This window comes from Polaromonas glacialis, assembly GCF_000709345.1.
Classification (GTDB): Bacteria; Pseudomonadota; Gammaproteobacteria; order Burkholderiales; family Burkholderiaceae_C; genus Polaromonas; species Polaromonas glacialis.
In genome coordinates this window covers 998,228-1,023,977 of sequence record NZ_KL448323.1, presented here as the reverse complement: position 1 = coordinate 1,023,977, position 25,750 = coordinate 998,228, and the positions used below count along the sequence as shown (strand labels likewise).

The 25,750-nt window shown below is 59.4% G+C and carries 27 protein-coding genes; 11 read left to right on the top strand and 16 right to left on the bottom strand.

The genetic code is table 11. The features are described 5' to 3' along the window. Positions 1-24: 24 nt before the first annotated feature. Entirely contained in the window at positions 25-300 is a 276-nt protein-coding gene (locus EC86_RS0105250) for a hypothetical protein (RefSeq protein ID WP_029524630.1), read from the bottom strand. After that, positions 287-664: a hypothetical protein gene (locus EC86_RS0105245; RefSeq protein ID WP_029524629.1), complete on the bottom strand. Its 378-nt coding sequence runs from the start codon at positions 662-664 to the stop codon at positions 287-289. Before EC86_RS0105245 ends, EC86_RS0105250 begins: the two co-directional genes overlap by 14 nt. Positions 665-1,093: 429 nt before the next feature. Between EC86_RS0105245 and EC86_RS0105240 the strand changes: the two genes are divergently transcribed. Beyond that, on the top strand, positions 1,094-1,375 hold the full coding sequence (locus EC86_RS0105240; RefSeq protein ID WP_029524628.1) for an oxidative damage protection protein: 282 nt from the start codon (positions 1,094-1,096) through the stop codon (positions 1,373-1,375). Between the two features lie 9 nt (positions 1,376-1,384). Next, positions 1,385-3,274, top strand: a complete 1,890-nt coding sequence (gene mnmC / locus EC86_RS0105235; RefSeq protein ID WP_029524627.1) for a bifunctional tRNA (5-methylaminomethyl-2-thiouridine)(34)-methyltransferase MnmC2/FAD-dependent 5-carboxymethylaminomethyl-2-thiouridine(34) oxidoreductase MnmC1 — start codon at positions 1,385-1,387, stop codon at positions 3,272-3,274. Positions 3,275-3,390: 116 nt separating this feature from the next. Here the strand turns inward: mnmC and rng are convergent, their stop codons facing one another. Genes rng through EC86_RS0105195 form a run of 8 tightly spaced genes read right to left on the bottom strand, consistent with a single transcriptional unit; the run spans position 3,391 to position 10,510 of the window. Next, positions 3,391-4,890: a ribonuclease G gene (gene rng / locus EC86_RS0105230; RefSeq protein ID WP_029524626.1), complete on the bottom strand. Its 1,500-nt coding sequence runs from the start codon at positions 4,888-4,890 to the stop codon at positions 3,391-3,393. 18 nt (positions 4,891-4,908) lie between these two features. Next, a complete protein-coding gene (locus tag EC86_RS0105225) occupies positions 4,909-5,511 on the bottom strand; it encodes a Maf family protein (RefSeq protein ID WP_029524625.1) in 603 nt (200 codons plus the stop codon). 20 nt (positions 5,512-5,531) lie between these two features. Beyond that, entirely contained in the window at positions 5,532-5,999 is a 468-nt protein-coding gene (rlmH, locus tag EC86_RS0105220) for a 23S rRNA (pseudouridine(1915)-N(3))-methyltransferase RlmH (protein ID WP_029524624.1), read from the bottom strand. Then, positions 5,996-6,862: a ribosome silencing factor gene (gene rsfS / locus EC86_RS0105215; RefSeq protein WP_029524623.1), complete on the bottom strand. Its 867-nt coding sequence runs from the start codon at positions 6,860-6,862 to the stop codon at positions 5,996-5,998. Before rsfS ends, rlmH begins: the two co-directional genes overlap by 4 nt. A 28-nt stretch (positions 6,863-6,890) precedes the next feature. Next, positions 6,891-7,523 (bottom strand): nicotinate (nicotinamide) nucleotide adenylyltransferase, encoded by a 633-nt coding sequence (gene nadD / locus EC86_RS0105210; protein ID WP_029524622.1) that lies wholly within the window; start codon positions 7,521-7,523, stop codon positions 6,891-6,893. Next, a complete protein-coding gene (gene hemF, locus EC86_RS0105205; protein WP_029524621.1) occupies positions 7,520-8,443 on the bottom strand; it encodes an oxygen-dependent coproporphyrinogen oxidase in 924 nt (307 codons plus the stop codon). Before hemF ends, nadD begins: the two co-directional genes overlap by 4 nt. Positions 8,444-8,452: 9 nt before the next feature. Continuing rightward, on the bottom strand, positions 8,453-9,745 hold the full coding sequence (gene purD / locus EC86_RS0105200) for a phosphoribosylamine--glycine ligase (protein WP_029524620.1): 1,293 nt from the start codon (positions 9,743-9,745) through the stop codon (positions 8,453-8,455). 39 nt (positions 9,746-9,784) lie between these two features. Further along, the gene (locus tag EC86_RS0105195; RefSeq protein ID WP_029524619.1) at positions 9,785-10,510 is read right to left on the bottom strand and encodes a YebC/PmpR family DNA-binding transcriptional regulator; all 726 of its coding nucleotides are present in this window, start codon (positions 10,508-10,510) and stop codon (positions 9,785-9,787) included. Between the two features lie 93 nt (positions 10,511-10,603). Between EC86_RS0105195 and EC86_RS0105190 the strand changes: the two genes are divergently transcribed. The 5 genes from EC86_RS0105190 (at position 10,604) to EC86_RS0105170 (ending at position 15,312) form a co-directional block, all read left to right on the top strand. Further along, a complete protein-coding gene (locus tag EC86_RS0105190) occupies positions 10,604-12,118 on the top strand; it encodes a helicase HerA-like domain-containing protein (protein WP_029524618.1) in 1,515 nt (504 codons plus the stop codon). A 38-nt stretch (positions 12,119-12,156) separates the two neighbouring features. After that, positions 12,157-12,786 (top strand): uracil phosphoribosyltransferase, encoded by a 630-nt coding sequence (upp, locus tag EC86_RS0105185; protein ID WP_029524617.1) that lies wholly within the window; start codon positions 12,157-12,159, stop codon positions 12,784-12,786. A 100-nt stretch (positions 12,787-12,886) separates the two neighbouring features. Beyond that, positions 12,887-13,684 carry a leucyl/phenylalanyl-tRNA--protein transferase gene (gene aat / locus EC86_RS0105180; protein ID WP_084181167.1) on the top strand — a complete coding sequence of 266 codons (798 nt, stop codon included), beginning with the start codon at positions 12,887-12,889 and terminating at the stop codon, positions 13,682-13,684. Beyond that, a complete protein-coding gene (locus tag EC86_RS0105175; RefSeq protein WP_029524615.1) occupies positions 13,681-14,439 on the top strand; it encodes an arginyltransferase in 759 nt (252 codons plus the stop codon). Before aat ends, EC86_RS0105175 begins: the two co-directional genes overlap by 4 nt. 93 nt (positions 14,440-14,532) lie before the next feature. Continuing rightward, positions 14,533-15,312: an IclR family transcriptional regulator gene (locus tag EC86_RS0105170; protein WP_029524614.1), complete on the top strand. Its 780-nt coding sequence runs from the start codon at positions 14,533-14,535 to the stop codon at positions 15,310-15,312. A 134-nt stretch (positions 15,313-15,446) separates the two neighbouring features. Here the strand turns inward: EC86_RS0105170 and pbpG are convergent, their stop codons facing one another. The 6 genes from pbpG to EC86_RS0105140 all read right to left on the bottom strand — a co-directional run bounded on the left by pbpG (position 15,447) and on the right by EC86_RS0105140 (position 23,037). Beyond that, a complete protein-coding gene (gene pbpG, locus EC86_RS0105165) occupies positions 15,447-16,535 on the bottom strand; it encodes a D-alanyl-D-alanine endopeptidase (RefSeq protein WP_156955219.1) in 1,089 nt (362 codons plus the stop codon). Positions 16,536-16,729: 194 nt separating this feature from the next. Then, entirely contained in the window at positions 16,730-18,268 is a 1,539-nt protein-coding gene (locus EC86_RS0105160; RefSeq protein ID WP_029524612.1) for a 2-isopropylmalate synthase, read from the bottom strand. A 262-nt stretch (positions 18,269-18,530) separates the two neighbouring features. Beyond that, positions 18,531-19,343 (bottom strand): CDP-diacylglycerol--serine O-phosphatidyltransferase, encoded by an 813-nt coding sequence (pssA, locus tag EC86_RS0105155; RefSeq protein WP_029524611.1) that lies wholly within the window; start codon positions 19,341-19,343, stop codon positions 18,531-18,533. 234 nt (positions 19,344-19,577) lie between these two features. Further along, positions 19,578-20,594, bottom strand: a complete 1,017-nt coding sequence (gene ilvC, locus EC86_RS0105150) for a ketol-acid reductoisomerase (protein WP_029524610.1) — start codon at positions 20,592-20,594, stop codon at positions 19,578-19,580. Positions 20,595-20,659: 65 nt separating this feature from the next. Next, positions 20,660-21,151, bottom strand: coding sequence for an acetolactate synthase small subunit (gene ilvN / locus EC86_RS0105145; protein ID WP_011801117.1), 492 nt, complete (start codon positions 21,149-21,151; stop codon positions 20,660-20,662). A gap of 107 nt (positions 21,152-21,258) precedes the next feature. After that, positions 21,259-23,037, bottom strand: coding sequence for an acetolactate synthase 3 catalytic subunit (locus tag EC86_RS0105140; RefSeq protein ID WP_029524609.1), 1,779 nt, complete (start codon positions 23,035-23,037; stop codon positions 21,259-21,261). 329 nt (positions 23,038-23,366) lie between these two features. Here EC86_RS0105140 and EC86_RS0105130 point away from each other — a divergent pair, with 329 nt between their 5' ends. The 4 genes from EC86_RS0105130 (at position 23,367) to EC86_RS0105115 (ending at position 25,728) form a co-directional block, all read left to right on the top strand. Next, complete coding sequence (locus tag EC86_RS0105130; protein ID WP_029524608.1) at positions 23,367-23,933, top strand: RNA polymerase sigma factor; 567 nt, start codon at positions 23,367-23,369, stop codon at positions 23,931-23,933. Beyond that, entirely contained in the window at positions 23,930-24,376 is a 447-nt protein-coding gene (locus EC86_RS0105125) for a DUF3619 family protein (RefSeq protein ID WP_029524607.1), read from the top strand. The genes EC86_RS0105130 and EC86_RS0105125 overlap by 4 nt, the downstream gene beginning before the upstream one ends. A 74-nt stretch (positions 24,377-24,450) precedes the next feature. Further along, complete coding sequence (locus tag EC86_RS25920; RefSeq protein ID WP_232229799.1) at positions 24,451-25,101, top strand: DUF3106 domain-containing protein; 651 nt, start codon at positions 24,451-24,453, stop codon at positions 25,099-25,101. An 84-nt stretch (positions 25,102-25,185) separates the two neighbouring features. Next, on the top strand, positions 25,186-25,728 hold the full coding sequence (locus EC86_RS0105115; RefSeq protein WP_269635688.1) for an RDD family protein: 543 nt from the start codon (positions 25,186-25,188) through the stop codon (positions 25,726-25,728). The last annotated feature ends 22 nt before the right edge of the window (positions 25,729-25,750 follow it).

Sequence of the window (25,750 nt, the reverse complement as noted above, 5' to 3'; positions counted from 1 at the left end):
CCATTCCGACGAACGCGTAAGGCCTCAGGCGGCAGACGCGGCGGCTGCGGCAGCCGAGGCAGCGGCAGCGGCCTCAAGCGCTTCATCGAGCCCCTTGCAGGATGGCGAGCATACGGCCTGGGACTTGCCCAGCACCTTGCGGGTGCCCATCAAGGAGCGGGCGCGGTGCTTGCCGCACATGAAGCACGACATGGTGGCCGCGCCAAACGACGTGGTGGCCGCAAAGGGCGAACCCGAAACTTTGGATTTGTAGCGCAGGCCGTCTGCGAGTACGGCGGTTTTTGCGTCAGCTCTTGCCATGGGTGGGGTCTTCCTTGTGTGATGGGTTGGAGCGGTTCATGGCCCGGCACATTGCGCGGTCCAGAACCTCTTTGGCTTGTTGCTCCGCAGCAAGCGAAGCGTCCAGCGCCGAGCGGCAAAGCCCGGCATGCTGGTAATTGACGTTCTCGTACAGTTCGGCGGCGGCTGGATGGCTGTCGAGCAAGGCGCCGAGCGCCGTTCCCGGCTCGACTTCACCCAGCTCGCTGACCAGATGCTGCACGACCGATCGGTACTGCTCGGCGCCGACAGGCACCGCACTGCGCTCCAGGCGCTCAAGCAATTGGGCGAGCACATGGGTCACAGTCAGATCGGTTTTACGGGCGTATGGTTTGGTGGCGTTCATGTAACAAATCTGGGGGTTCCTTCCCCAAATTCAAGCACTTTGCCAGTCGGCGTCACCAGGGTTGGATCGGCTGCCAGGCCACTGAAAGCCCGGCCCGACAAACGTTATCGCTATATTTTTAATAGCTTTTCACGCTTGCCTGTCGTGGGTTGGAGCCGTATTTTACCGTTAAATCCAGATGACGTCACTATCCTGATTTGCAACGCGGTCTTTCAGGCTGCCTTTGCGCCGTACAGCAAGGCGTGGCGGCCTGCCCGGAAAGCTTGATAAAGTGGCGCCGCACCTCATGGTTTGCGCCGTGTTTCAGAAATGCCGCCGAATGCGGACAAAATGGGTACCGGATACAAGCACTCCTGTTCAAGAAGAATAAAAAATCCTTTTATTCAAAAAAACCCCCTCCATCTTCAAAAGCTAGAAAGAACTTCTCACATGGCACGTCTCGTCAATTGCATCAAGCTCGGCAAGGAAGCCGAAGGTCTCGATTTTCCACCGTACCCCGGCCCGCTGGGCAAGCGAATTTATGAAGAAGTCAGCAAGCAGGCCTGGGCCGACTGGATGAAGCAGCAAACCATGCTGGTCAATGAAAACCGGCTCAACCTGGCCGACGCCAGAGCCCGCCAGTACCTGGCGCGGCAAATGGAAAAGCACTTCTTCGGCGACGGCGCCGATGCGGTGCAGGGCTACGTTCCACCAACGCCTCCCGGCGCCTGAGCGCTGCGGATGCCCGAGCGCATTGAATGGCTGGAAGATGGCACGGCAGGCGGCAGCCCCTACAACCCGCGCTTTGGCGACCGCTACCGCAGCGAAGGGGGCGGACTGGAGCAGGCGCGTGAAGTGTTCCTCAAGGGCTGCGGCCTGCCGCAAGCCTGGGCCGGCCAGCCGCAATGGTGCGTGCTGGAAACCGGCTTTGGCCTGGGGCTGAATTTTTTGGTCACCTGGGCGGCATGGAAAGCCGACCCGCAGCGCCCTCGCCTGCTGCATTTCGTCTCGACCGAGGCGTATCCGGCCAGCGCCGACGATGTGTTTCGCAGCGCCCTGACCCACCCCGAATTGGTTCCGCTCGCGCAGGCCTTGAAAGACCAGTTCTGGGGCCTGCTGCCCGGCGTTCACCGGCTGGTGTTCGAGGGCGGGCAGGTGCTGCTCACGCTGTGCATCGGCGACGCCAAGGCGATGCTGCGCGAAACCAAATTTGAAGCCGATTCGGTCTACCTCGACGGCTTCAGCCCGCAGCGCAACCCTGACATCTGGGATGTGCCTACCTTTAAAGCGGTGGCGCGCTGCTGCCGCCGGGGCACGCGCATCGCCACCTGGACGAGTGCGCGCAGCGTGCGCGACGCGCTGGTGCAATGCGGCTTTATCGTAAAAAAAGTCCCCGGCGTACCGCCCAAACGCGACAACCTGAAGGGGCAATACCAGCCCGCGTGGGAACCCAAAAAATCCCGGCCCGCAGCAGCCCGAACACAAGCGGCACGCTGCATTGTGATTGGCTCGGGCCTGGCCGGCGCCGCCGTGGCGGCCAGCCTGGCGCGGCGCGGCTGGCAGGTCACGGTGCTGGACGCCGCCAGCACGCCTGCAGCCGGCGCGTCGGGCTTGCTGGCCGGTGTGCTGGCGCCGCATGTGTCACCCGACGACAGTTTGCTGTCGCGCCTGTCGCGCAGCGGCATCCGGGCGATGCTGCAGCAGGCCGGCAGCCTGCTTGAAAGCGGTCTCGACTGGCGGCCGACCGGTGTGCTGGAGCATTGCGTCGAACATTCGCGCCAGTTGCCTGCCGCGTGGCGTCCCGGAGAGGCGCTGGCCGATGCGGCCGGCGACTGGACCGGCTTGGCAACGCCCGAACAGCTAGAACACTGCGGCCTGCCGCCCGACACTCCGGCACTGTGGCATGCGCGGGCAGGCTGGATCAAGCCTGCCCGCCTGGTCCGGGCCTGGCTGGCAACACCGGGCGTGGCATGGCGCGGCAACGTGGCCGTCAGCCAGTTGGTGCGACAAGCCAATGGCTGGCAGGTGTGCGATGACGTTGGCCGGGAACTGGCCAGCGCCGAGCTGGTGGTGGTGGCGGCGGGATACGCCAGCCGCCTCCTGGCCGAGTCGGCGGGCTTGGGCAATCCGCTGGCCTTGCAAGCCATTCGCGGCCAGGCCTCGTGGGGCATGCATGCGCCGGACACCGAAAAAGTTATGCCGGTTTTCCCGGTCAATGGCCACGGCAGCCTGGTGCCGGCCGTTGCGCTGGCACAAGGACTGGCCTGGGTTGCCGGCTCCAGTTTCGAGCGCGACAACACCAGCACCGAACTCCGGCCCGAGGACGAACAGCACAATTTCAGCAAGTTGAAGACGCTGCTGCCCGCCGCCGCGCAGGCGCTGACGCCTCAATTTGAAAACGGACAGGTGCAGGGCTGGGCCGGCATTCGCTGCGCCACGCCCAGCCGCCTGCCTTCGCTCGGCCTGCTCGACGGTCTCCCCGATGCGTGGGTGTGCAGCGGCATGGGTTCGCGCGGCCTGACCTTCGCGGCCTTGTGTGGCGAACTACTGGCAGCCCGGTTGCACGGCGAACCGCTGCCGCTGGAGCAACGCCAGGCCGATGCGTTGCTGCCGCAATACACGGCGCGATGACCGGCAGCCACGAGTTGGAGGCGAGAACTGCGCCATGCACCCGCAGGGTTGGCGTTTAAAGCGCAGGCCTCAGATGGACAAGGTCCGACTGCGTTTTTGCGGTGAATCGCCGGGGATCAAAGCAATACGATGTCGTATTGCTCTTGGGCCATCACCGCTTCGGCCTGCAGAGAAATCGGTTTACTAATAAAGTCGCTCAGACTTGCAAGATGCTGGCTTTCCTCGTCCAAAAACAACTCGATCACTTTGGGCGAAGCCACAATTCTGAATTCCCGTGGATTGAACTGGCGTGCTTCACGCAAGATTTCACGCAGGATGTCGTAGGTTACGCTGCGAGCCGTTTTGACAATGCCTTTTCCACTACAGGCGTTGCAAGGTTCGCACAACTGACGCGCCAATGACTCCCGGGTTCGCTTGCGTGTCATTTCAAGCAATCCCAATGCTGAAAATCCATTCACAGCGGTTTTGATGCGATCGCGCTCCAGTTGTCTTTTGAATTCAGCCAATACGGCATCGCGGTGGCTTTCTTTGCTCATGTCGATGAAATCGACAATCACGATACCTCCGAGATTGCGCAGACGAAGCTGTCGCGCAATGGCCTGGGCTGCCTCCAAATTGGTTTTGTAGATGGTTTCGTCGAAGTTGCGGACGCCAACAAATCCCCCGGTGTTCACGTCAACCGTCGTCAACGCTTCCGTCTGGTCAACGACCAGATAGCCACCGGACTTGAGGTCCACCCGGCGGCCCAGCGCTTTTGCAATTTCCTCGTCGATGTTGAACAAGTCAAAAATAGGCCTCTCACCACTGTAAAGCTGCAGCTTGGGGACAGTTGAGGGCATGAACTCCAGGGCAAACGCTTTGAGTTTTTCAAACTGTTCACGCGAATCGATGCGAATAGTCTGTGTGTTTTCCAGCGCCATGTCGCGCAATACACGCTGCAACAGGCTCAAATCCTGATGCAAAACAGACGCCGCCGGCAAACGCAAGGAAGCCTGCTTGATGCGAAGCCAGGTTTTGCGCAAATAGGCAATGTCTTCAGCCAGTTCAATGTCAGTTGCATCCTCGCCATTGGTGCGAAGAATAAATCCTCCCCCCATGTCGGAGACCAAAGACTGGACCCGTTGACGCAACTCTTCGCGCTGGCGAGGCGGAATTTTTTGCGAAACACCAATGTGGTTGTCCTGGGGTAAAAAGACCAACAAGCGGCCCGCAATGCTGATCTGCGCCGTCAACCTTGCGCCTTTGGTGCCCATCGGGTCTTTTAGAACCTGCACCATCAGTGCCTGTCCTTCAAACAGTTGCTTCTCGATTGGCTGTAACGATGGGCTTGCCTGCACCACGGCGGTGCCACCGGAAAGCGATTCGGGCTCGGCATGGCGGCTGTTGATGCTGCTCATCAAGTCGGCAACATGCAAAAATGCAGCGCGGTCCAGGCCGATGTCGATAAACGCAGACTGCATTCCCGGCAGCACACGGACCACCTTGCCAAGATAGACGTTGCCGACCAGGCCACGCTCAAGCGTCCGCTCCACCTGCAGTTCCTGCACAGCAGCATGCTCCACGACGGCAACGCGTGTCTCTTGTGGCGACCAGTTAATCAGGATTTCTTGTTGCATTGTTCTCAGAAAGTAAGGCTAAATATCAAGTCCGGCAGCCCGAAGCAGCGAGGCTGTTTCCCATAATGGCAACCCCATGATGCCACTGTAGCTGCCGTTGATCCGTGTGATATGCATGGACACCCTGCCCTGTATGGCATAGGCGCCCGCCTTGCCCAGAGGTTCACCGGTGGCTACATAGCGGCTGATCTGGTCGGCAGTCATGGGCTCGAAGCTCACCCTCGAACTACTGAGCGCACCAAAACGCTGCTGGCCGTGCTGGATATTTACCGCCGTCAGAACCCGGTGCGTTGTGCCAGAAAGCGCAGACAACATTCGCTCGGCATGACGGGCGTCGTCAGGTTTGCCGTAAATGGTTCGCCCAAGGGCCACGGTGGTGTCAGAGCACAGGATGGGCGCTGGCTGCAGTTGGCGCCGGGCCAGGCGCGCTGAAGCGGCATCGAGCTTGAGGCCTGTCACCCGCTTCACGTAGCGTGCTGGCGCCTCGTTTTCAAAGGCGGCTTCCAGCGCTTCAGCATCTTCATCTGCGTCGGGCAGCAGCAGTTCATACCGAACGCCCAGTTGTTCCAGCAACTGGCGCCGCCTGGGGCTTTGGGAGGCCAGATAAACAAACTCCACCATGCTGGGCACGCCTGAAAAAACTACTCGCGATGATACGGATGATTGATGGTGATGCTCCAGGCGCGGTAAAGCTGCTCGATCAGCAATACGCGCACCATGGCATGCGGCAGGGTCAGGTCGGAAAGGCGAATTCGCTGATGGGCGGACTGCTTGAAGCCGGCATCCAGACCATCGGGCCCGCCGATCACGATGGCCACATCGTCGCCGGAAAGCTGCCAGTTTTTGAGATTCTCCGCCAGCGCCATGGTGGTCACGGCCGTTCCGCGCTCATCCAGTGCCACGATCCGGCAGCCTCTGGCAATGGCGCCCTCAATGCGGCTGCGCTCCGCCGCAAGCAGGTTTTCCAGCGTTTTGGACCCCCTCGGTTCGGTCTTGACGGCCTTTAGCTCAACCTTCAATTCTGGAGGAAAGCGTTTGGCATAGTCGTCGTAAGCTGTCTGGGCCCAATCGGGCACCTTCTGGCCGACGGCTACGATGGTCAGCCTCATTCGCTCCGGGGTGTGGTTTTCTTCGCAGCAGGCTTTCTGGGTGCAGGCTTTTTGGCAGCTGTCTTGACCACAGCCTGCTGGGCGGCGACTTTTTTAGCCACAGGGGTTTTCACAACCGGTGTCTTGACGACCACCTTTTTTACGGCTGCCTTTGTCGCCACCGGCTTTGACTCGGCCGAAGCCACCCTGGCGGCTGGCTTGCGTGCCTTGACCGGCTTGGCTTCAGGTTCTGCAGCCGGTGCCGTTGCATTGCGCTTGGCCGTCCAATCATGCGTCTTGCCAACGCGGCCCACATAAGTGCCGTCATCGGTTCGTGCGAACGTTATGGCGTCTGGCAGGTTCTCGTCGCTAGGACTTTTAGCTGCCTTGGACGGCTTGGGAGTAGTTTTCGATTTGCCGCCAGCCGCAGCACGTGACCGGGCAGGCTTGACTTCTGCCTTCGCTTCGGCCTTGGCGGCTTTTGGCAGCGGCGCCGGGGCTCCAAGCTTGAGCTTGATGGGCTTGTCGCCCCAGAGTTCTTCCAGGTTGTAGTACTGGCGAATCGTCGGCTGCATGATGTGCGCGACCGCCGCGCCGCAGTCAACGATGATCCACTCGCCGTTGTCCTCGCCCTCAATGCGTGGCTTGGCAAAACCGGCATCCCGCACGGCGTCGCGCACGCTGGCGGCAAGCGCCTTGGTCTGGCGGTTGGACGTTCCCGACGCAACGATCACGCGCTCGAACAGCGACGTGATGTGCTCGGTATCAAACACCTGGATGTCTTGCGCCTTGACATCTTCGAGCCCGTCAATGATGGCGCGCTGCAGTTTTTGGACATCTTTTTTGCCCTCGGCGCTTGAGATTTTGACAGTGATAGGGGTCATGCAATGCTTTGCTTCAATAGGGTGAAAATTAACCGGGGCCGTACAGTTGATACAGCGAAATATAACGTGCAACCGCTTCGGGAACCAATTTCCTGGCTTCTTCGGCGGTGGTCGCGCCCGAAGCCATCATCTGGCGAATCTGGGTGGCGCTGACCGGCATCAGGGGCAACTTGAGAACGAAAAACCGGTGATGGTGCGGCGCATAAACGTCAAACTGGATTTGAGTCAGCGCGGATTCTGTACGATCAGCTATACAAATTATAGCGATTTCAAGAATCTGCCTCCATTGATGCCATTGGGCAAAGGTGGCGAACTGGTCTGCGCCTATGAACAGGTAGAGCTGGCACCCGGGATTCTCGGCTTGCAAGGCCTTCAAGGTATCAATGGTAAAGGTAGGGCCCGTGCGCTGCAATTCGCGCGTGTCCACGATGACGCCATCAATGCTGCCGAACGCCAGCCGGGCCATGGCCAGCCGGTGTTCGGGGGCGCTGAGCGCCCTGGCCTTGTGCCATGCCTGGCCGGTCGGGATGACGTGCAGCACATCAAGAGCGAACTGCGCCAGTGCTGCCCTGGCCATTGCGACATGGGCGTTGTGCGGCGGGTCAAACGCACCACCAAACACGCCGATGCGTCGGGGCTGGCCGCTAGCGTTAGTACTCAAACCCAGTCCCGCCTGGCAAGAAACTCTGTATACAGGCGTTCTTCAGGCGATCCGGCTTCATTTGGCCGCTGGTAGGACCAGCTTGCCAGCGGCGGCATGGACATCAGGATCGATTCGGTCCGTCCGCCCGACTGCAGGCCGAAATGGGTGCCCCGGTCCCAGACCAGGTTGAACTCCACATAGCGGCCCCGACGGTACAACTGGAAATCGCGCTCACGCTGGCCAAAGGGGATGTCCTTGCGGCGTTCGACAATCGGCAGATACGCCTGCAGGAAGGAATCGCCAACGCCTTGCATCATCGCAAAGCTCTGCGCCAGCCCAAGCTCCTGAAAGTCATCGAAAAACACGCCACCGATGCCGCGCTGCTCCTGCCGGTGCTTGAGGTAGAAATACTCATCGCACCACTGCTTGAAGCGTGGGTATTTGTCGTCGCCAAATGGCGCCAGTGCGTCCTTGCACACCTGATGGAAATGCACGGCGTCTTCGTCAAAGCCGTAAAAAGGCGTCAGGTCCATGCCGCCGCCAAACCAGCAAACCGGTTCGGCGTCTTCGCCAAGCGGCGTTGCCGCAAGCATCCGGACATTCATGTGCACCGTCGGCACATAGGGATTGCGCGGATGAAACACCAGGGAAACACCCATGGCCTCAAACGGTGCGCCAGCCAGTTCGGGCCGGTGCTGGGTTGCAGAGGGCGGCAGCCTGGGGCCGCGCACATGGGAAAAGCCGCAGCCTGCCCGCTCAAACACCCGGCCGCCTTCCAGGATTTTGGTGATGCCATTGCCCTGCAGCGTTTCACCGGGTTCCTTTTGCCAATGGTCGGCCACGAAGGGCTGGCCATCCACCTGGGCAATCGCACAGGTAATGCGCTCTTGCAAACCCAGCAAAAAGGTGCGGACGGTTGAAAGGTCGATGCTTGACATGTCCGGCCTTCAGGACTTGATCGCCCGGTAGCCAATGTCCTTGCGAAATTGCGCGCCATCGAAATCAATTCCCCGGGCGACTTCGTAGGCGCGCTGCTGCGCCGCCTTGACCGTGCCGCCGAGCGCCGTTACGCACAGCACGCGGCCGCCGGAAGTGACCGTGGCGCCGTCCTGGCGTTGCGTACCCGCATGAAACACCATGGCGTCGTCACTGGCCGGGGGCAAGCCGTGGATGACATCGCCCTTGCGCGGATGCAGCGGATAACCGTGCGCGGCCATCACCACGCCAAGCGCCGGACGACGGTCCCATTCCATTTCCACCTTGTCGAGGGCGCCCGAGGTAGCCGCCATCATCACATCGAACAGATCGGTTTTCAGCCGCATCATGATGGGCTGGGTTTCCGGGTCGCCCATGCGACAGTTGAATTCCAGCGTCTTGGGCTTGCCCTGCGCATCGATCATCAGGCCGGCGTATAAAAAACCGGTGAACGGAATGCCGTCCTTTTCCATGCCCTTGATGGTGGGCAGGATGATCTCGCGCATCGCCCGGGCATGCACATCGGGCGTGACCACCGGAGCTGGCGAATAAGCGCCCATGCCACCCGTGTTGGGACCCTGGTCGCCGTCGAGCAGCCGCTTGTGGTCCTGGCTGGTGGCCAAAACAGCGACGTTCTTGCCATCGCACATGACAATGAAGCTGGCTTCCTCGCCCTGCAGGAATTCCTCGATCACGACGCGCGCGCCGCCCTCGTTGTGCGTCACGCCCAGCGGGTTGAATTCCGGCTCGGGGGCCAGCATGAATTCAATGGCTTCGTGCGCCTCGTGCAGGGTCATGGCGACGACCACGCCCTTGCCTGCGGCCAAGCCATCAGCCTTGACCACGATAGGGGCGCCCTTTTCATCGACATACGCATGCGCGGCCGCTGCGTCGTTGAAGGTTTCATAGTCCGCCGTCGGAATATGGTGGCGCTTCATGAACGCCTTGGAAAAGGCCTTGGAGCTTTCCAGCTGCGCCGCCGCCTTGGTCGGGCCAAATACCCGCAGGCCGTGCTTGCGAAATTCATCGACGATGCCGGCGGCCAATGGCTGCTCCGGGCCGACCACCGTCAACGCTATCTTTTCATTAGCTGCCCAGGCCCGCAGGGCTTGCGGGTCCGTGATATTTATGTTCTCAAGCCGGGAATCCAGGGCGGTTCCGCCATTTCCCGGTGCCACATAAACCGCCTGCACCTTGGGCGACTGGGCCAGTTTCCAGGCCAGCGCATGTTCACGGCCGCCGCCGCCTACCACTAAGACTTTCATGCCGGGGCTTTCATTGTTGTTGTGTTTGCAAAGGATGTCTTATTCGGAAAACTCGGCATTGTGAAAGACTTCCTGCGTGTCGTCCATGTCTTCCAGCACATCGAGCAGCTTTTGCATTTTCTGGGCATCGTCGCCGCTCAGTTCGATGGTGTTGTCGGCGCGCATGGTGACTTCGGCCAGTTCCGGCGTCAAGCCGGCGGCCTCCAGGGCGTTCTTGACGGTTTCCAGCGCGGTATAGAGCGTCAGCACTTCAATGGCGCCGTCATCATGCGCAATCACATCGTCGGCTCCGGCCTCCAGCGCGATTTCCATGACCCGGTCTTCATTTGTGCCCGGCGCAAAAATCAGCTGGCCGCAGTGCTTGAACTGAAACACGACCGAGCCTTCGGTGCCCATGTTGCCGCCGTGCTTGGAAAACGCATGGCGGACTTCAGCGACAGTGCGGACCTTGTTGTCGGTCATGCAGTCCACCAAAATGGCCGCGCCGCCGATGCCATAGCCTTCGTAGCGGACTTCTTCGTAGTGGACGCCTTCCAGGTTGCCCGTGGCCTTGTCGATGTTGCGCTTGACCGTATCTGCCGCCAGATTGGCTGCCTTGGCCTTTTCAACGGCCAGGCGCAGGCGCGGATTGGTCGCCAGGTCGCCGCCGCCCAGGCGCGCCGCCACCATGATTTCGCGGATCACCCGCGTCCAGACCTTGCCGCGTTTGTCGTCCTGGCGACCCTTGCGGTGTTGAATATTCGCCCATTTACTATGACCAGCCACGGAAAATCCTTTAGCAATTGATTTAATCTACAGATCCCATTTTACTTTTCGCCTGGCCTTGGCTCAGGCAAGTTACATCAGGACCTCCACATCATGGCCGAGCCACTCCTTATTGGTAAAAATTCCGTGACGCAATGCGAGCTTCTGCCGGCGCTGGCGAACCGGCACGGCTTGATCACCGGCGCCACGGGAACCGGCAAAACCGTCACGCTGCAAACCCTGGCTGAAAGCTTTTCCAGGATCGGCGTGCCGGTTTTCATGGCCGATGTAAAAGGCGACCTGACCGGCATCAGCCAGGCCGGCGTCGTGGGTGAAAAACTGGCCGGCATTCTTAAGGAGCGCGGCTTGGGGATGCCCGAACCGCGGGCCTGCCCGGCCACGCTGTGGGATGTGTTTGGCGAGCAGGGCCACCCGGTTCGTGCCACCGTGTCCGACATGGGGCCGCTGCTGCTGGGCCGCATGCTCAACCTGAATGAAACGCAGGCCGGCGTCCTGAACCTGGTCTTCAAGATCGCCGACGACAACGGCCTGCTGCTGCTTGACCTCAAGGACCTGCGCGCCATGCTGCAGCACGTGGGAGACAACGCCAGCCAGTTCACCACGCAATACGGCAATGTCAGCGCGGCCAGCGTGGGCGCCATCCAGCGCGGACTGATGCAGATCGAAACCCAGGGCGGCGACAAATTCTTTGGCGAGCCGATGCTCAACATCAGCGACTTCATGCAGACCGACAGCGCCGGGCATGGTGTCATCAACATCCTGGCAGCCGACAAGCTGATGCATTCGCCCCGGCTTTACGCGACCTTCCTGCTGTGGATGCTGTCCGAACTGTTCGAACAATTACCCGAAATCGGCGACCCGGACAAGCCCAAGCTGGTGTTTTTCTTTGACGAAGCCCACTTGCTGTTCACCGATGCGCCCAAGGCGCTGGTCGAGCGCATCGAACTGGTGGTGCGGCTGGTGCGCTCCAAGGGTGTGGGCGTTTATTTCGTGACGCAAAACCCGCTGGACATTCCCGATTCGGTGCTGGCGCAGCTGGGCAACCGGGTGCAGCACGCCCTGCGCGCCTACACCCCACGCGACCAGAAAGCCGTCAAGGCCACGGCCCAGACGATGCGTCAAAAGCCGGGTCTGGACATTGAAGCCGCCATCACCGAACTGGCAGTGGGCGAAGCGCTGGTGAGTTTCCTTGACACCAAGGGCCGGCCCAGCGTGACCGAGCGCGTCTTTGTGCTGCCGCCCGGCAGCCAGCTGGGCCCGATCTCTGCGCAGCAACGCCAGCAACTCCTGCAGGATTCGCTGGTGGCCGGCGTCTATGAAAAGGAAATCGACCGCGCATCGGCCTATGAAATGCTCCAGCAGCGTGCGGGCGCCGCAGCCCCGGCCGCCGCATTGCCCAACGGCGGCGCGGCTGGACAATCGGCTTCGGGCGGCATGCTGGGCGGCCTGAACGACATGCTGTTCGGCACCACCGGGCCGCGCGGCGCCAAATACGACGGCCTGGCGCAAAGCATGGCCAAGTCCGCCGTCCGCACCATGGGCTCTACCGTGGGCCGCGAGATCATCCGTGGTGTACTGGGCAGCCTGTTTGGCGGCAAAAAACGCTGAACCTCACCTCGAATCCCCACAAGAAAGCCTATATATCCATGAGCAATGTCCACCTGATCGACCATCCGCTGGTGCAGCACAAGCTGACGCTGATGCGCCGCAAGAATGCTTCGACCAGCACTTTTCGCACCCTGCTCAGCGAGCTGAGCAACCTGATGGCCTATGAAGTCACCCGCGACATGCCGCTTCAGGACCTTGAAGTGGAAACGCCGCTGGAAACCATGACCAGCAAGATCATCGATGGCAAGAAGCTCGTCCTGGTGTCCATCCTGCGCGCCGGCAACGGTTTTCTCGATGGTTTCCTGAACGTCGTTCCCGGCGCGCGCGTCGGCCACATCGGCCTGTACCGCGACCCGCAAACGCTGGCCCCGGTCGAGTATTACTTCAAGATGCCGCAGGAAATGGAAGAGCGCGACATCGTCATCGTTGACCCGATGCTGGCCACCGGCAACTCGGCCATCGCGGCGGTGGACCGGCTCAAGCAGCTCAAACCCAAATCGATCAAGTTTGTCTGCCTGCTGACCTGCCCGGAAGGCGTTGCAGCACTGCAAAAGGCGCATCCCGACGTGGCGATCTACACCGCAGCAATCGACCGGCAGCTCAACGAGCATGGCTACATCCTGCCGGGCCTGGGCGATGCCGGCGACCGTATTTTTGGAACCAAGTAAGGCCTTTGCGCATATGGAACGTGCGCAAGCAGCTATTTAATTCATAGCGTTCAAAATTGATTTTCAGACTGCCTGCGACCGTTTTGGAACAAAGCAACTCATGCCTTTGCTGAAGGAAACTTCTCAAGCCGCCTTGCCACCGCTGCCATTGCTTGCGGCCGGTCAGGCTTTTCCACCGCTGGAAAATGCCTGGAGCACGGCCGACCCGGCGCCCGGCCTGCTGGCGGCCGGCGAAACTCTCGATGCACCCACCTTGCTCCGGGCTTATTCAAACGGCATTTTTCCCTGGTTCAGCCTGGGGCAGCCCGTGCTCTGGTGGAGTCCCGATCCGCGTATGGTGCTGCGAACCGCCGACTTCAGGCTGCACCGGTCGCTGCGCAAGCGCATTGTTCATTTCATCAATGATGCCCGGTGCGAAATCAGGTTTGACAGCGCCTTCGAGCGCGTCATCGGCGCCTGCGCCAGCAAACCGAGGATCGGCCAGTCCGGCACCTGGATTGTTTCGGAAATGGAGCAGGCTTATGCCGAACTGCACCATGCAGGCCACGCCCACAGCGTGGAAACCTGGATCAACGGAGAACTGGCCGGCGGTCTGTACTGCGTCAACCTGGGCACCATGGTCTTTGGCGAGTCGATGTTCGCGCACCAGACCGATGCGTCCAAGATCGCGCTGGCCGCACTGGTGGCGTTTTGCCGCACTGCGGGCATCACAATGATTGACTGCCAGCAGAACACCGGCCATCTTGCGTCACTCGGCGCAGCCGAAATCAGCCGCGCGGCGTTTGCCCATCACCTGCGCCGCAACGTGAATGCAAACGCGCCCGCATGGCATTTTGATTCCCTATACTGGCAGCAAATCCTGAAGGCTACGGCAACCTCCTTGCCCGCAACACCGTGACGCACCTCAAAGACCTGCCGCTGCACACCCTGCAGTTCTACGCCACCGCGCCCTACCCTTGCAGTTACCTGCCGGGCCGGCAGGCGCGTTCGCAGGTCGCAACCCCCAGCCACCTGATCCACAACGACGCTTATTCAGAACTGCTCACCCAGGGTTTCCGGCGCAGCGGCATGTTCACCTACCGGCCCTACTGCGACGGATGCCAGGCCTGCGTGCCGCTGCGCGTGCCGGTCAACACCTTCGTGCCAGACCGCAGCCAGCGGCGCGCATGGAAGCGGCACCAGGCCCTCAAGGCCAGCAGCCTCAAACTGTGTTTTCTGCCGGAACACTACCAGTTGTACCTGCGCTACCAGAACAGCCGCCATGCTGGTGGTGGCATGGACCACGACAGCATCGATCAGTACACCCAGTTCCTGCTGCAAAGCCGCGTCAATTCAAGGCTGGTGGAGTTTCGCGAGTCCTTACCCAACGGAGAATCCGGCGCGCTGAAGATGGTTTCGATTCTGGATGTGCTGGAAGACGGTATTTCAGCGGTCTATACGTTCTATGAGCCGGAGGCTGGCGCGGGCTACGGAAACTACGGCGTGCTGTGGCAGATCGAGCAGGCCCGGCAACTCGGCCTGCCCTTCGTCTACCTGGGCTACTGGATCGCCCAAAGCCCCAAGATGAATTACAAGCTCGGCTTCAGGCCCAACGAGATACTGCGGGACGGCAGTTGGATTGACTCGCGAACGATCAGCGCCGGTCCCGGGTAGGCTCGCCGCTCCGCTCAGCAGTGGAGCCGGGTCCAGATTCAGCAATGCACAAGTAAATTTCACAAGGTAAAATTTGCAGCAGAAAGCCTGCACATGACAAAACCCGATAGTGAACTTCCCGTCAAACCGACCGTCCAGGTGATCGAGCGCATCTTTACCTTGCTGGACATCCTGGCCAACCGTGAAGAAGCAGTTTCCCTCAAGGAAATCAGCGAGGAATCCGGTCTGCACCCCTCGACGGCGCACCGCATTTTGAATGACCTGGCCTCGGGCCGTTTCGTGGAACGGCCGGCAGCTGGAAACTACCGCCTGGGCATGCGGCTGCTCGAACTTGGCAACCTGGTCAAGGCGCGCCTCAATGTCCGTGAAGCAGCCATTCTTCCCATGCGCGAACTGCACAAACTGACGCAGCAACCCGTCAACCTGAGCATGCGCCAGGGCGACGAGATCCTGTATGTCGAGCGCACCTACGGCGAACGCTCGGGCATGCAGGTGGTACGCACCATAGGCGGCCGGGCACCACTGCACCTGACGTCGGTCGGCAAGCTGTTCCTGGCCTCCGACGACCCGCAGCGCCTGCGCGCCTACGCGACCCGAACGGGTTTGCCCGGGCAAACGCGCAACAGCATCACCGACCTGGCCGTACTGGAACGCGAGTTGTCGAAAGCCCGCCAGTATGGATTCGCGCGGGACAACGAAGAATTGGAACTGGGCGTTCGCTGCATGGCTGCCGGCATTTATGACGACCAGAACAAGCTGGTGGCAGGCTTGTCAATTTCAGCGCCAGCCGACCGGCTCGATGAAAGCTGGCTGCCCAAACTGCAGGCCACAGCCAACGAAATTTCGACGGCGCTGGGCTACATTTCAAGGTAAAACTGGCTTTCACGCACGCTGTGCAAGCATCTCAAGCTATAGATACCATAGCACCATAAAATAAAATGCCGGGTGCGGTTTTTTACAAAACCTGCACCCGGCAATCGTATTTCAAAATTTCCTGCCGATGGCAATCAACCGTTGATCTGCTTGTCAGTAGCGCTGAGCTTGACCTTCTGGTCTGCCACCGGATTGGTTTCGACCCAGCGCCGCACGCGCTCCGCGTCGCCCAGGCGGCTCAGCTTGCCAGCAGAATCCAGAAACACCATTATCAGTTTGCGGCCGGCAATTTTGGTCTGCATGACCAGGCACTGGCCGGCTTCGTTGATGAAGCCTGTTTTCTGCAGGCCAATGTCCCAATCCGGGTTTTTTACCAGCCGGTTGGTGTTGTTGAACTGAAGGGTTCGGCTGCCGACCGCCACCTGATAACCCGGGGATGTGGACAATTCGCGCAGCACCGGGTCGCCATGGGCGGCACTGACCAGTGCAGCCAGGTCTTGCGCGCTGGACTGGTTGCGGCTGGAAAGACCCGTCGGTTCGGCATAGCTGGTGTCATGCATGCCCAGCATTTTTGCCTTGGCATTCATCAGGCTGACAAAAGTGGCCATGCCGCCGGGATAGGTGCGGCCCAGGGCGTGGGCGGCCCGGTTTTCGCTCGACATCAGCGCCAGGTGCAGCATTTCCCCACGGGACAGCGTGGTGCCGACGCTGAGCCGCGAGCGGCTGTGCTTTTCAGTGTCAACGTCATCCTGCGTCACGGTGATCATTTCGTCCATCGGAAGCCTGGCTCCGCTGATGATCACGCCGGTCATCAACTTGGTCAGGGACGCAATCGGAAGCACCGCATGTTCATTCTTGCTGAACAGCACTTCACGCGTGTCCTGGTCAATCACCAGGGCCACGCTGGATTTCAGGTCCAGCGGATCGATCGCGCTGTGCAGGCCAGCCATCTGGCCAAACGAAGGAATGGCTGGAATCAGTGCCTGAATAAGGGAAGGCCGCTTGGCACGGGCTAGCTTGGCGCTGGTTTCAAAGCGTACGTTCTTGCGAACGGATGCTACTTTTTTCGACGCTGTTGATTTTTCGACATGGGGCTTCTTGACAATTGCTCGCTTGGACGACGATTTTGCCGGCGCTGCTTGGGCAGTCGGTGCTACCAGCGCAAACGACAAAGCAAAGAATCCCACGATTTTTAGTGCGCGACTCAAAAGCTGTTTCGACATGGTAAATATTGCCTGTTTGGGTTGCGATAAAGAAAGAGGTTGAAGTGTATAGAAATAGAAAAAGTCACGCAATATCAGGAGCTTGCGTGACTTTCTTAAATAACTACCAGAATGTCTGGCTTCATGCCTTTGCTTACCCCGCAGACCCGACCTAAGCCATTGAATCTAAAAGGTATTGCTCAGACAAAGAGCCATTATCCCTGCGCGGCAACCCTGTCGGCTTTACTTTGAAGTTTGTTCAAAGCGCTTAAATAAGCTTTGGCCGACGCCACCACGATATCGGGATCGGACCCTACCCCATTCACGACACGCCCGCTGTTTTGCAAGCGCACGGTCACTTCACCCTGGCTTTCGGTCGAGCCGCTGATGGCATTCACCGAATAAAGCACCATTTCAGCGCCGCTTTTGACATGCGTCTCAATCGCCTTGAGCGATGCATCCACAGGCCCATTTCCATCGGACTGGCCTTTGACCTCTTTTCCGGCGACCGTGAAAACCACGCAAGCCTGGGGTCGCTCGCCGGTTTCGCTGTGCTGGGACAAGGATACAAAACCGTACTGCTCATTGCTATGGGTGACGCTCTCATCGCTGACCAAGGCAAGAATATCCTCGTCAAAAATTTCGCTCTTGCGGTCGGCAAGATCCTTGAACTTGATGAATGCATTGTTGATGTCGGTTTCGCTTTCCATCGCCACGCCGAGTTCCTGAAGGCGCTGCTTGAAGGCATTTCGTCCGCTCAACTTGCCCAGCACGATCTTGTTGGCCGACCAGCCCACGTCTTCGGCGCGCATGATCTCGTAGGTGTCGCGCGCCTTGAGCACACCATCCTGGTGAATGCCCGACGCATGGGCAAAAGCGTTGGCGCCCACGACGGCCTTGTTGGGCTGCACCACAAAACCTGTCGTCTGGCTCACCAGGCGGCTGGCCGCCAGTATCTGCTGCGTGTCGATGCCAAGTTCGAGTCCAAAGTAGTCCTTGCGTGTTTTTACGGCCATCACCACTTCTTCAAGCGAGCAATTGCCTGCGCGTTCGCCCAGGCCATTGATGGTGCATTCCACCTGCCGGGCGCCACCGATCTTCACGCCTGCGAGTGAATTGGCAACGGCCATGCCCAGATCGTTGTGGCAGTGAACCGACCAGACCGCCTTGTCGCTGTTGGGGATGCGTTCGCGCAGGTTCTTGATGAAGTTGCCGTAGAGCTCGGGAATCGCATAGCCCACGGTATCGGGAACATTGATGGTGGTCGCGCCTTCGTTGATGACCGCCTCGATGACGCGGCACAGGAAGTCGGGGTCGGAGCGGTAGCCGTCTTCGGGGCTGAACTCGATGTCGGCCATGAGGTTACGGGCAAAACGCACGGAAAGCCTGGCCTGCTCAAACACCTGGTCGGGCGTCATGCGCAGCTTTTTTTCCATGTGCAGCGCACTGGTCGCCAGAAAAAGATGCAAGCGTCCTGAGTTGGCCGGCTTCAGCGCTTCTGCGGCCCGCGAAATGTCGCGGTCATTGGCGCGCGCCAGCGAGCAGATGGTGGAATCCTTGATGGATTCTGCAATCGCCTTGACACATTCAAAGTCGCCATTTGAACTGGCGGCAAAACCGGCCTCGATCACATCGACCTTCAGCCGCTCCAGTTGCCGGGCAATGCGCAGTTTTTCGTCACGTGTCATGGAAGCACCAGGGGACTGCTCGCCGTCGCGCAAGGTGGTGTCGAAAATAATGAGTTTGTCAGTCATGGGAAGTTTCTCGGTTTGGATGGGGTTTGCACAAACTGCAAAAATGCAGCAGGGCTGAGGACGGTTATCTGGAGTCAGTTGTCTGCAGGTTTCAGTTGCAATGCGTTTTTCATTAATAAAAACCAGCAACCAAAAAAAACGGCCCGTTGCTGGTGCAAACGGGCCGTGGAAATCAGGTGTACGCGTGCGCTACCGTCTCCGCCCGTTGGCAGATAGCAGTAGTGCTAGCGAAATTTTTTTCATCCGGTCAATGTACCACAATTCATTTGTGCAGCCCACGTTCGTCAGGCTCGTCAGTAGAGGTTGAAATCACACTCGTCTGCTGACCCTTGGCCTTGCGCCAGCCGTACAGCACGTAACCCGACAGTCCATAAATCACGAACAGGCCGAAAATGACCGTCGGCGGATCAATATTGATGATGGCAATGCCGAGTGCGATCAGCACAATGACGACGAAGGGGACGCTGCGCTTCATCTGGACATCCTTGAAGCTATAAAAAGGCACGTTGGTGACCATGGTCAGGCCGGCATACAGCATCAGTCCAAAGGTAACCCAGCGCACCTCCAGGCCCTTGATTCCCAGGTCGTTCATCAGCCAGATATAACCCGCCACCAGCGCGGCGGCGGCAGGGGACGGCAAACCCTGAAAAAACCGCTTGTCAACCACGGCCGTGTTGACATTGAACCGCGCAAGGCGCAAGGCTGCGCAGGCGCAATAAACAAAAGCGCCAATCCAGCCCCAGCGACCCAGGCTGGTCAGTGCCCAGATATAAGCGATCAAGGCAGGCGCTGCGCCAAACGACACCATGTCCGACAGCGAATCCATTTGCTCGCCAAAAGCGCTCTGGGTATTGGTCAGGCGTGCGACCCGGCCATCGAGGCTGTCGAGCACCATGGCACAAAATACGCCAATGGCGGCCTGGTCGAAGCGCCCGTTCATCGCCATGACGATGGCGTAAAACCCGCCGAACAGCGCAGCGAGGGTGAACAGATTAGGCAATATGTAGATGCCTTTGCGCCGCTTGCGCGGTACAACTTCTGTGCCGGTTTTCAGGTTTTCCTCGCCATCATGCATAAAAAGTACTCCTCAGGCACGACTGGAGCGCGCAAATAGCTATTGAATTCATAGTGCAGCGAGTTAGTTCCCCACACAAGAGATTGCCTTGTGAACAAGGCGGGCCCAGCATACCGGTACAGACTGGCAAGGATAAAGTCACGTTTTTGAATCGCAGCAATTTTTGTCAGCACCATTGAAAAAGCCGCGCAAGGACTTTGCGCGGCTTTAGCAAAACCGTCGTAGCTGAAAAGATCAGTTGCGCGTCTGATCAACCAGCTTGTTCTTGGCAATCCACGGCATCATGGCGCGGAGCTTTCCGCCCACTTGCTCGATCTGGTGCTCGGCATTCAAGCGGCGGCGGCTGATCAGGGTCGGCGCGCCAGCGATGTTTTCCAGCAGGAAGCTCTTGGCGTATTCGCCCGTCTGGATGTCTTTCAGCACGGCGCGCATGGCGTTCTTCGTGTCTTCGGTCACGATGCGCGGTCCGGTCACGTACTCGCCGTATTCAGCGTTGTTCGAGATCGAGTAGTTCATGTTGGCAATGCCGCCTTCGTAGATCAGGTCCACGATCAGCTTGAGTTCATGCAGGCATTCGAAGTAGGCCATTTCCGGCGCGTAACCGGCTTCCACCAGCGTCTCAAAACCAGCCTTGATCAATTCAACCGCGCCGCCGCACAGAACAGCCTGCTCGCCGAACAGGTCGGTTTCGGTTTCTTCGCGGAAGTTGGTTTCGATGATGCCGGCCTTGCCGCCGCCATTGGCCATGGCATAGCTCAGCGCCAAGTCGCGCGCTTTGCCCGACTTGTCCTGATGGACCGCCACGAGGTGGGGCACGCCGCCGCCCTGGGTGTAGGTGTTGCGCACGGTGTGGCCAGGGGCCTTCGGGGCCACCATCCACACATCGAGGTCGTCGCGCGGAATCACGGCGCCGTAATGCACGTTGAAGCCGTGGGCGAACACCAGGGAAGCACCCTGCTTGATGTTGGGGGCCACGTCGTTCTTGTAGACCGCGCCGATTTGTTCGTCTGGCAACAGGATCATGACCACGTCGGCAGACTTGACCGCGTCAGCCACTTCAGCCACTTGCAGACCGGCTTTTTCAACCTTTGGCCATGAAGCACCACCTTTGCGAAGGCCTACAACCACCTTGACGCCGCTGTCATTCAGGTTCTGGGCGTGTGCATGGCCCTGGCTGCCGTAGCCGATGATGGCGACTGTCTTGCCCTTGATCAGGCTCAAATCACAATCCTTGTCGTAAAAAACTTTCATCTGTCGCTCCTAAATAATCAGCAAAAAAATAAACTGCCAGATCCGATACCCGGATTCCGGCAATATCAGACCCTCAGAATTCGCTCGCCACGGCCAATGCCGCTCGAACCGGTTCGCACCGTCTCCAGAATGGCGCTGCGGTCGATGGCCTCCAGGAACGCATCGTTCTTGGTCTGGTCGCCCGTCAGTTCAATCGTGTAACTTTTCTCGGTCACATCAATAATCCGACCGCGAAATATATCAGCCATGCGCTTCATCTCCTCGCGCTCCTTGCCGACGGCGCGCACCTTGACCATCATGAGTTCGCGCTCGGTGTACGAGCCTTCGGTCAGGTCCACGACCTTGACGACTTCAATCAGGCGGTTCAGGTGCTTGGTGATCTGCTCGATCACGTCGTCCGATCCCGAGGTCTGGATGGTCATTCGCGACAGGGTCGGGTCTTCGGTCGGCGCGACGGTCAGGCTCTCGATGTTGTAGCCACGCGCCGAAAACAGGCCGACGACGCGGGAAAGAGCGCCCGGCTCGTTTTCCAGCAAAACTGCGATGATGTGTTTCATAAGAAGATTCCTCTTTTCGCTGCCCTCCCCTGCGCACGGTAATGCGCAGGCTTGGCAGGCAATAGATTCGTCAGTTGACGGGGTGAATAATTAAAAGGGCGATGCGTTCAGAGGTCTTCAGACCCGAGCAGCATTTCCGTGATGCCCTTGCCGGCCTTGACCATCGGGAACACGTTTTCCGTCGGATCGGTGCGGAAGTCCATGAACACCGTGCGGTCCTTGAGCTTGCGCGCCTCGCGCAGCGCCGGTTCCACGTCTTGCGGTTTTTCAATCAGCATGCCGACGTGGCCATAGGCTTCGGCGAGTTTGACGAAATTGGGCAGCGCGTCCATGTAGCTGCTGCTGTAGCGGCCGGCGTATTCGATTTCCTGCCACTGGCGCACCATGCCGAGGTAGCGGTTGTTGAGCGAAACGATCTTGATCGGCGTGTTGTACTGCAGGCAGGTCGAAAGCTCCTGGATGCACATTTGCACCGAGCCTTCACCGGTGATGCAGAACACTTCCGAATCCGGCTTGGCGAGTTTGATGCCCATGGCGTAGGGAATGCCGACGCCCATGGTGCCTAGACCGCCGGAATTGATCCAGCGGCGCGGCTCGTCGAACTTGTAGTATTGCGCGGCCCACATCTGGTGCTGGCCCACATCGGACGTGATGTAGGTATCGGCGTCCTTGGTCATGTTCCAGAGCGTCTCGACCACATACTGCGGCTTGATCACGTCGCCCGAGCCCAGGCTGTATTTCATGCAGTCGCGGCTGCGCCACTCGTCAATCGTGCTCCACCAGCCGCCCAGCGCATCGGAGTCGGGCTTGAGGCCCGACTCGCGGATCATGGCGATCAGTTCGGTCAGCACATCCTTGACATCGCCGACGATGGGAATGTCCACCTTGACACGCTTCGAAATGCTCGAAGGATCGATGTCGATGTGAATGATCTTGCGTTCGTTCTGGGCGAAATGCTTGGGGTTGCCGATCACGCGGTCGTCAAAACGCGCGCCGACGGCCAGCAGTACATCGCAATTCTGCATGGCATTGTTGGCTTCGAGCGTCCCGTGCATGCCCAGCATGCCGAGGAATTTTCGGTCGCTGGCCGGATAGGCGCCCAAACCCATCAGCGTGTTGGTGCAGGGATAGCCCAGCATGTCCACCAGGGTGCGCAGTTCCTGAGATGCATTGCTGAGCAGCACGCCGCCGCCGGTATAGATATAGGGCCGCTTGGCCGCCATCAGCAGGTGCAGCGCCTTGCGTATCTGGCCGGCATGACCTTTGCGAACCGGGTTGTAAGACCGCATCTCGACGCTCTTGGGGTAACCGGTGTACAGGGTCTTGTTGAAAGAGACGTCCTTGGGCACATCGACCACCACCGGACCGGGCCGGCCGGTGCGGGCGATATGGAAAGCCTTTTTCATGGTGGCAGCCATGTCCCGCACATCCTTCACCAGGAAATTGTGCTTGACGATGGGCCGTGTGATGCCCACGGTGTCGCATTCCTGGAAGGCATCCAGGCCGATGGCGGCCGTCGGCACCTGGCCGCTGATGATGACCATCGGAATGCTGTCCATGTAGGCGGTCGCAATTCCGGTCACGGCATTGGTCAGGCCAGGGCCTGAGGTGACCAGGGCCACGCCCACATCGCCGGTGGCGCGGGCATAGCCATCGGCGGCATGCACTGCGGCCTGTTCGTGGCGCACCAGCACATGCTGAATCGAGTCCTGCTTGTAGAAAGCGTCGTAAATATGAAGAACAGCGCCGCCCGGATAACCCCAGATGTACTTGACACCTTCGGCCTGAAGCGACTTGACGAGGATTTCAGCGCCCCGCAGGTCTTGAGAATTTGTGGGGACAGATGCCGCTGCTGCGGAAGCGATTTCCGCTTTATTGATTTCCATGATGAACCTTTGTGAATTTCTCTAACGAAATACCTAGGGTGCCTCTTGGCCCGCTCTTGTGGAGCCGCGTCGAGACTTGAGGCCAAAACCATAAGCAGAAACATAATCCGCCGAGCCATGACCCGTTTGCCTTTTGATGTGCAGGCAGCATTATGACACCGTGCGCAGCCTGCCTGTCGTCTTGAACCCGCCGATACTGGAGACGGCACACCTGAGGCTTGCGAAAACCCAATGCGATAATTTCAAGCTGAGCATCGGCCTGAAGCCCATGCAACAACACATCAAGTCCTGAGCACACTGACAACGCTGGACAACCGGGACTCACACAGTTGGCAACTGAACAAGAACTTTCCGACTTTTTGAAAAGCGTCGAAAAACGAGCCTTCAAACGCAGCATCTACCACGTCCGAGACGAAGAAGCCGCGCTTGACATCGTTCAGGACAGCATGATGAAACTGGCCCAGCACTACGGCGACAAGCCGGCGGCGGAATTGCCCATGCTGTTTCAGCGAATCCTTTCAAACACGACGCTGGACTGGTTCCGGCGCCGCAAGACGCGAAACGCCCTTTTTTCCAACATGAGTGAATTTTCTGCATCCGGTGATGATGGAGATTTCGATCTTCTGGAAACTTTGGAGAGCCTGACCAACTCTGAAGGCACAGAAAGTGCGCAGGACGCCACCGAACGGGCTCAGATTTTGCATGCGATCGAAGTCCAGATTCAGGAGTTGCCAGACCGTCAACGGGAAGCCTTTCTGATGCGTTACTGGGAGGAAATGGATGTGGCTGAAACGGCCGCCGCCATGGGTTGCTCGGAAGGCAGCGTCAAGACACACTGTTCCCGTGCAGTTCACGCCCTCAGCAAAGCGCTGAGCGCCAAAGGAATAAAACTATGAAAATTTCGCTCCAGAAAAAATCGGCCATCCTGCAGGACAGGTTTGGACTCAGAACCGCCTCCTACCTGTCAGCCGGCACGGCCGAGCTACCTCATGACATCTCCGAACGGCTGCGGTCGGCCCGCGTTCAGGCGGTTTCCCAGCGCAAGATTCCCCATACCCAGACTGCCGGCGGGGTGGTTCAGTCAGGCGGCAGCGCGGCGCTGACCTGGGGGTCCGGCGAGGGCTTCAGCTGGTGGAACCGGATTGGCTCGGTACTGCCCTTGATTGCACTGGTCGCGGGCCTGCTGGCCATCAATTCGTTTCAAAGTGACAACCGGACCCAGGAACTGGCCGAGGTGGATGCTGCGCTGCTGACCGATGACTTGCCACCGGCCGCATTTGCAGACCCGGGTTTTGTCCAGTTCCTTCAAACTGGACGCCAGCTTGCCAGCCCCCAATGACGCTGACCAATTTTTCACTGGCGATGTCCTGCGGCATTTTTGACGGGCCCATGACGCACCGAGCGATAGTCCCTATGCGTTCAGCCCTGCTGGGCCTGACGGTTGCCATCCTGCTGGCCTGGCCACCCGCCGCTTCGTCACAGATTGAGCGACCCTCGACACCAGCCAGCGCACCAGCATTGGGCAAGCCCCCGACCTCCGGTCCGGCCTGGTCCCAATTGACGCCATCCCAGCAGCAGGCCCTGGCACCACTGGCGTCAAGCTGGAACACCGGCATGAGCGAGCAGCAAAAACGCAAGTGGCTGGAGATTTCGAAAAACTACGGCGCGCTCACGCCCCAGGCCCAGGCCACGCTGAACAGCCGCATGAATGAATGGGTAGCGCTCAGTCCGCAGCAGCGCGCCCAGGCACGGCTGAATTTCGGCAAGACGCTGGAGTTGTCCCGGCAACTGACGCCAGAAGAAAAAAAATCCAAATGGGAGGCCTACCAGGCCTTGAGTCCTGAAGAAAAACAAAAGTTGGCCGCCACGGCCAGCCCCAAGCCAAGCGGCGCGGCCACCGCCGTCAAGCCCGTGGCGCCGCAAAAACTTGCAACGGTTCCCGCGCAGCCCGCCAGCAGCCAGGCTTTCAAGCCTGCGCCTAAAATCACTCCTTCGCCAGCAGCGCCAGTCCCAGTTCCCGCAGCGACGCCTGCGCCAGCATTCGACGCTGTACCGCAGCGATAAGGAACCGGCCTGGCAATGCTTGCCGGCCCTGCCTCCAAATCGGTTCAGCGGCTTCGTGCCAGCCATCCACCATGAGTTGTTCAATTGATTGCTAAAGATATTCAAATACCGTCGATTCCAAGGCGCATGGCCTGCTGGATGTACGAAGGCATGCTCATGTTCGGCGTGGTGTTCATTGCCGGCTACCTGTTCAGCACCCTGAGCCAGACGCGCAATGCACTGGACAACCGGCATGGGCTGCAGGCTTTCGTGTTCGTGGTTTTTGCCGTCTACTTTGTCTGGTTCTGGGCCAAGGGCCAGACACTCGCCATGAAAACCTGGCATATCCGCGTCGTCGATGTGAATGGCCAGCCGATCACCCAGCAACGCGCCCTGCTCCGCTATGTGCTCAGCTGGATGTGGTTTCTGCCGCCCTTGGCCGCAAGCTGGATGCTGGAGCTGTCGGCTGCAAAAGGCGCCGTTCTGACGATGGGCTGGGTGGCCATCTGGGCGATTCTGGCGCGCTTTCATCCGCAGCAACAGTTTTGGCACGACGCCTGGGCCGGCACCCGGTTGATCACCTTGATCACCCCGCCCAAGGCGAAACGCACGGCATCCGCCAAGGCAACGGTTTCAAGTCCATCCTGAAAGCGCTTTGTCATGCTGCGCC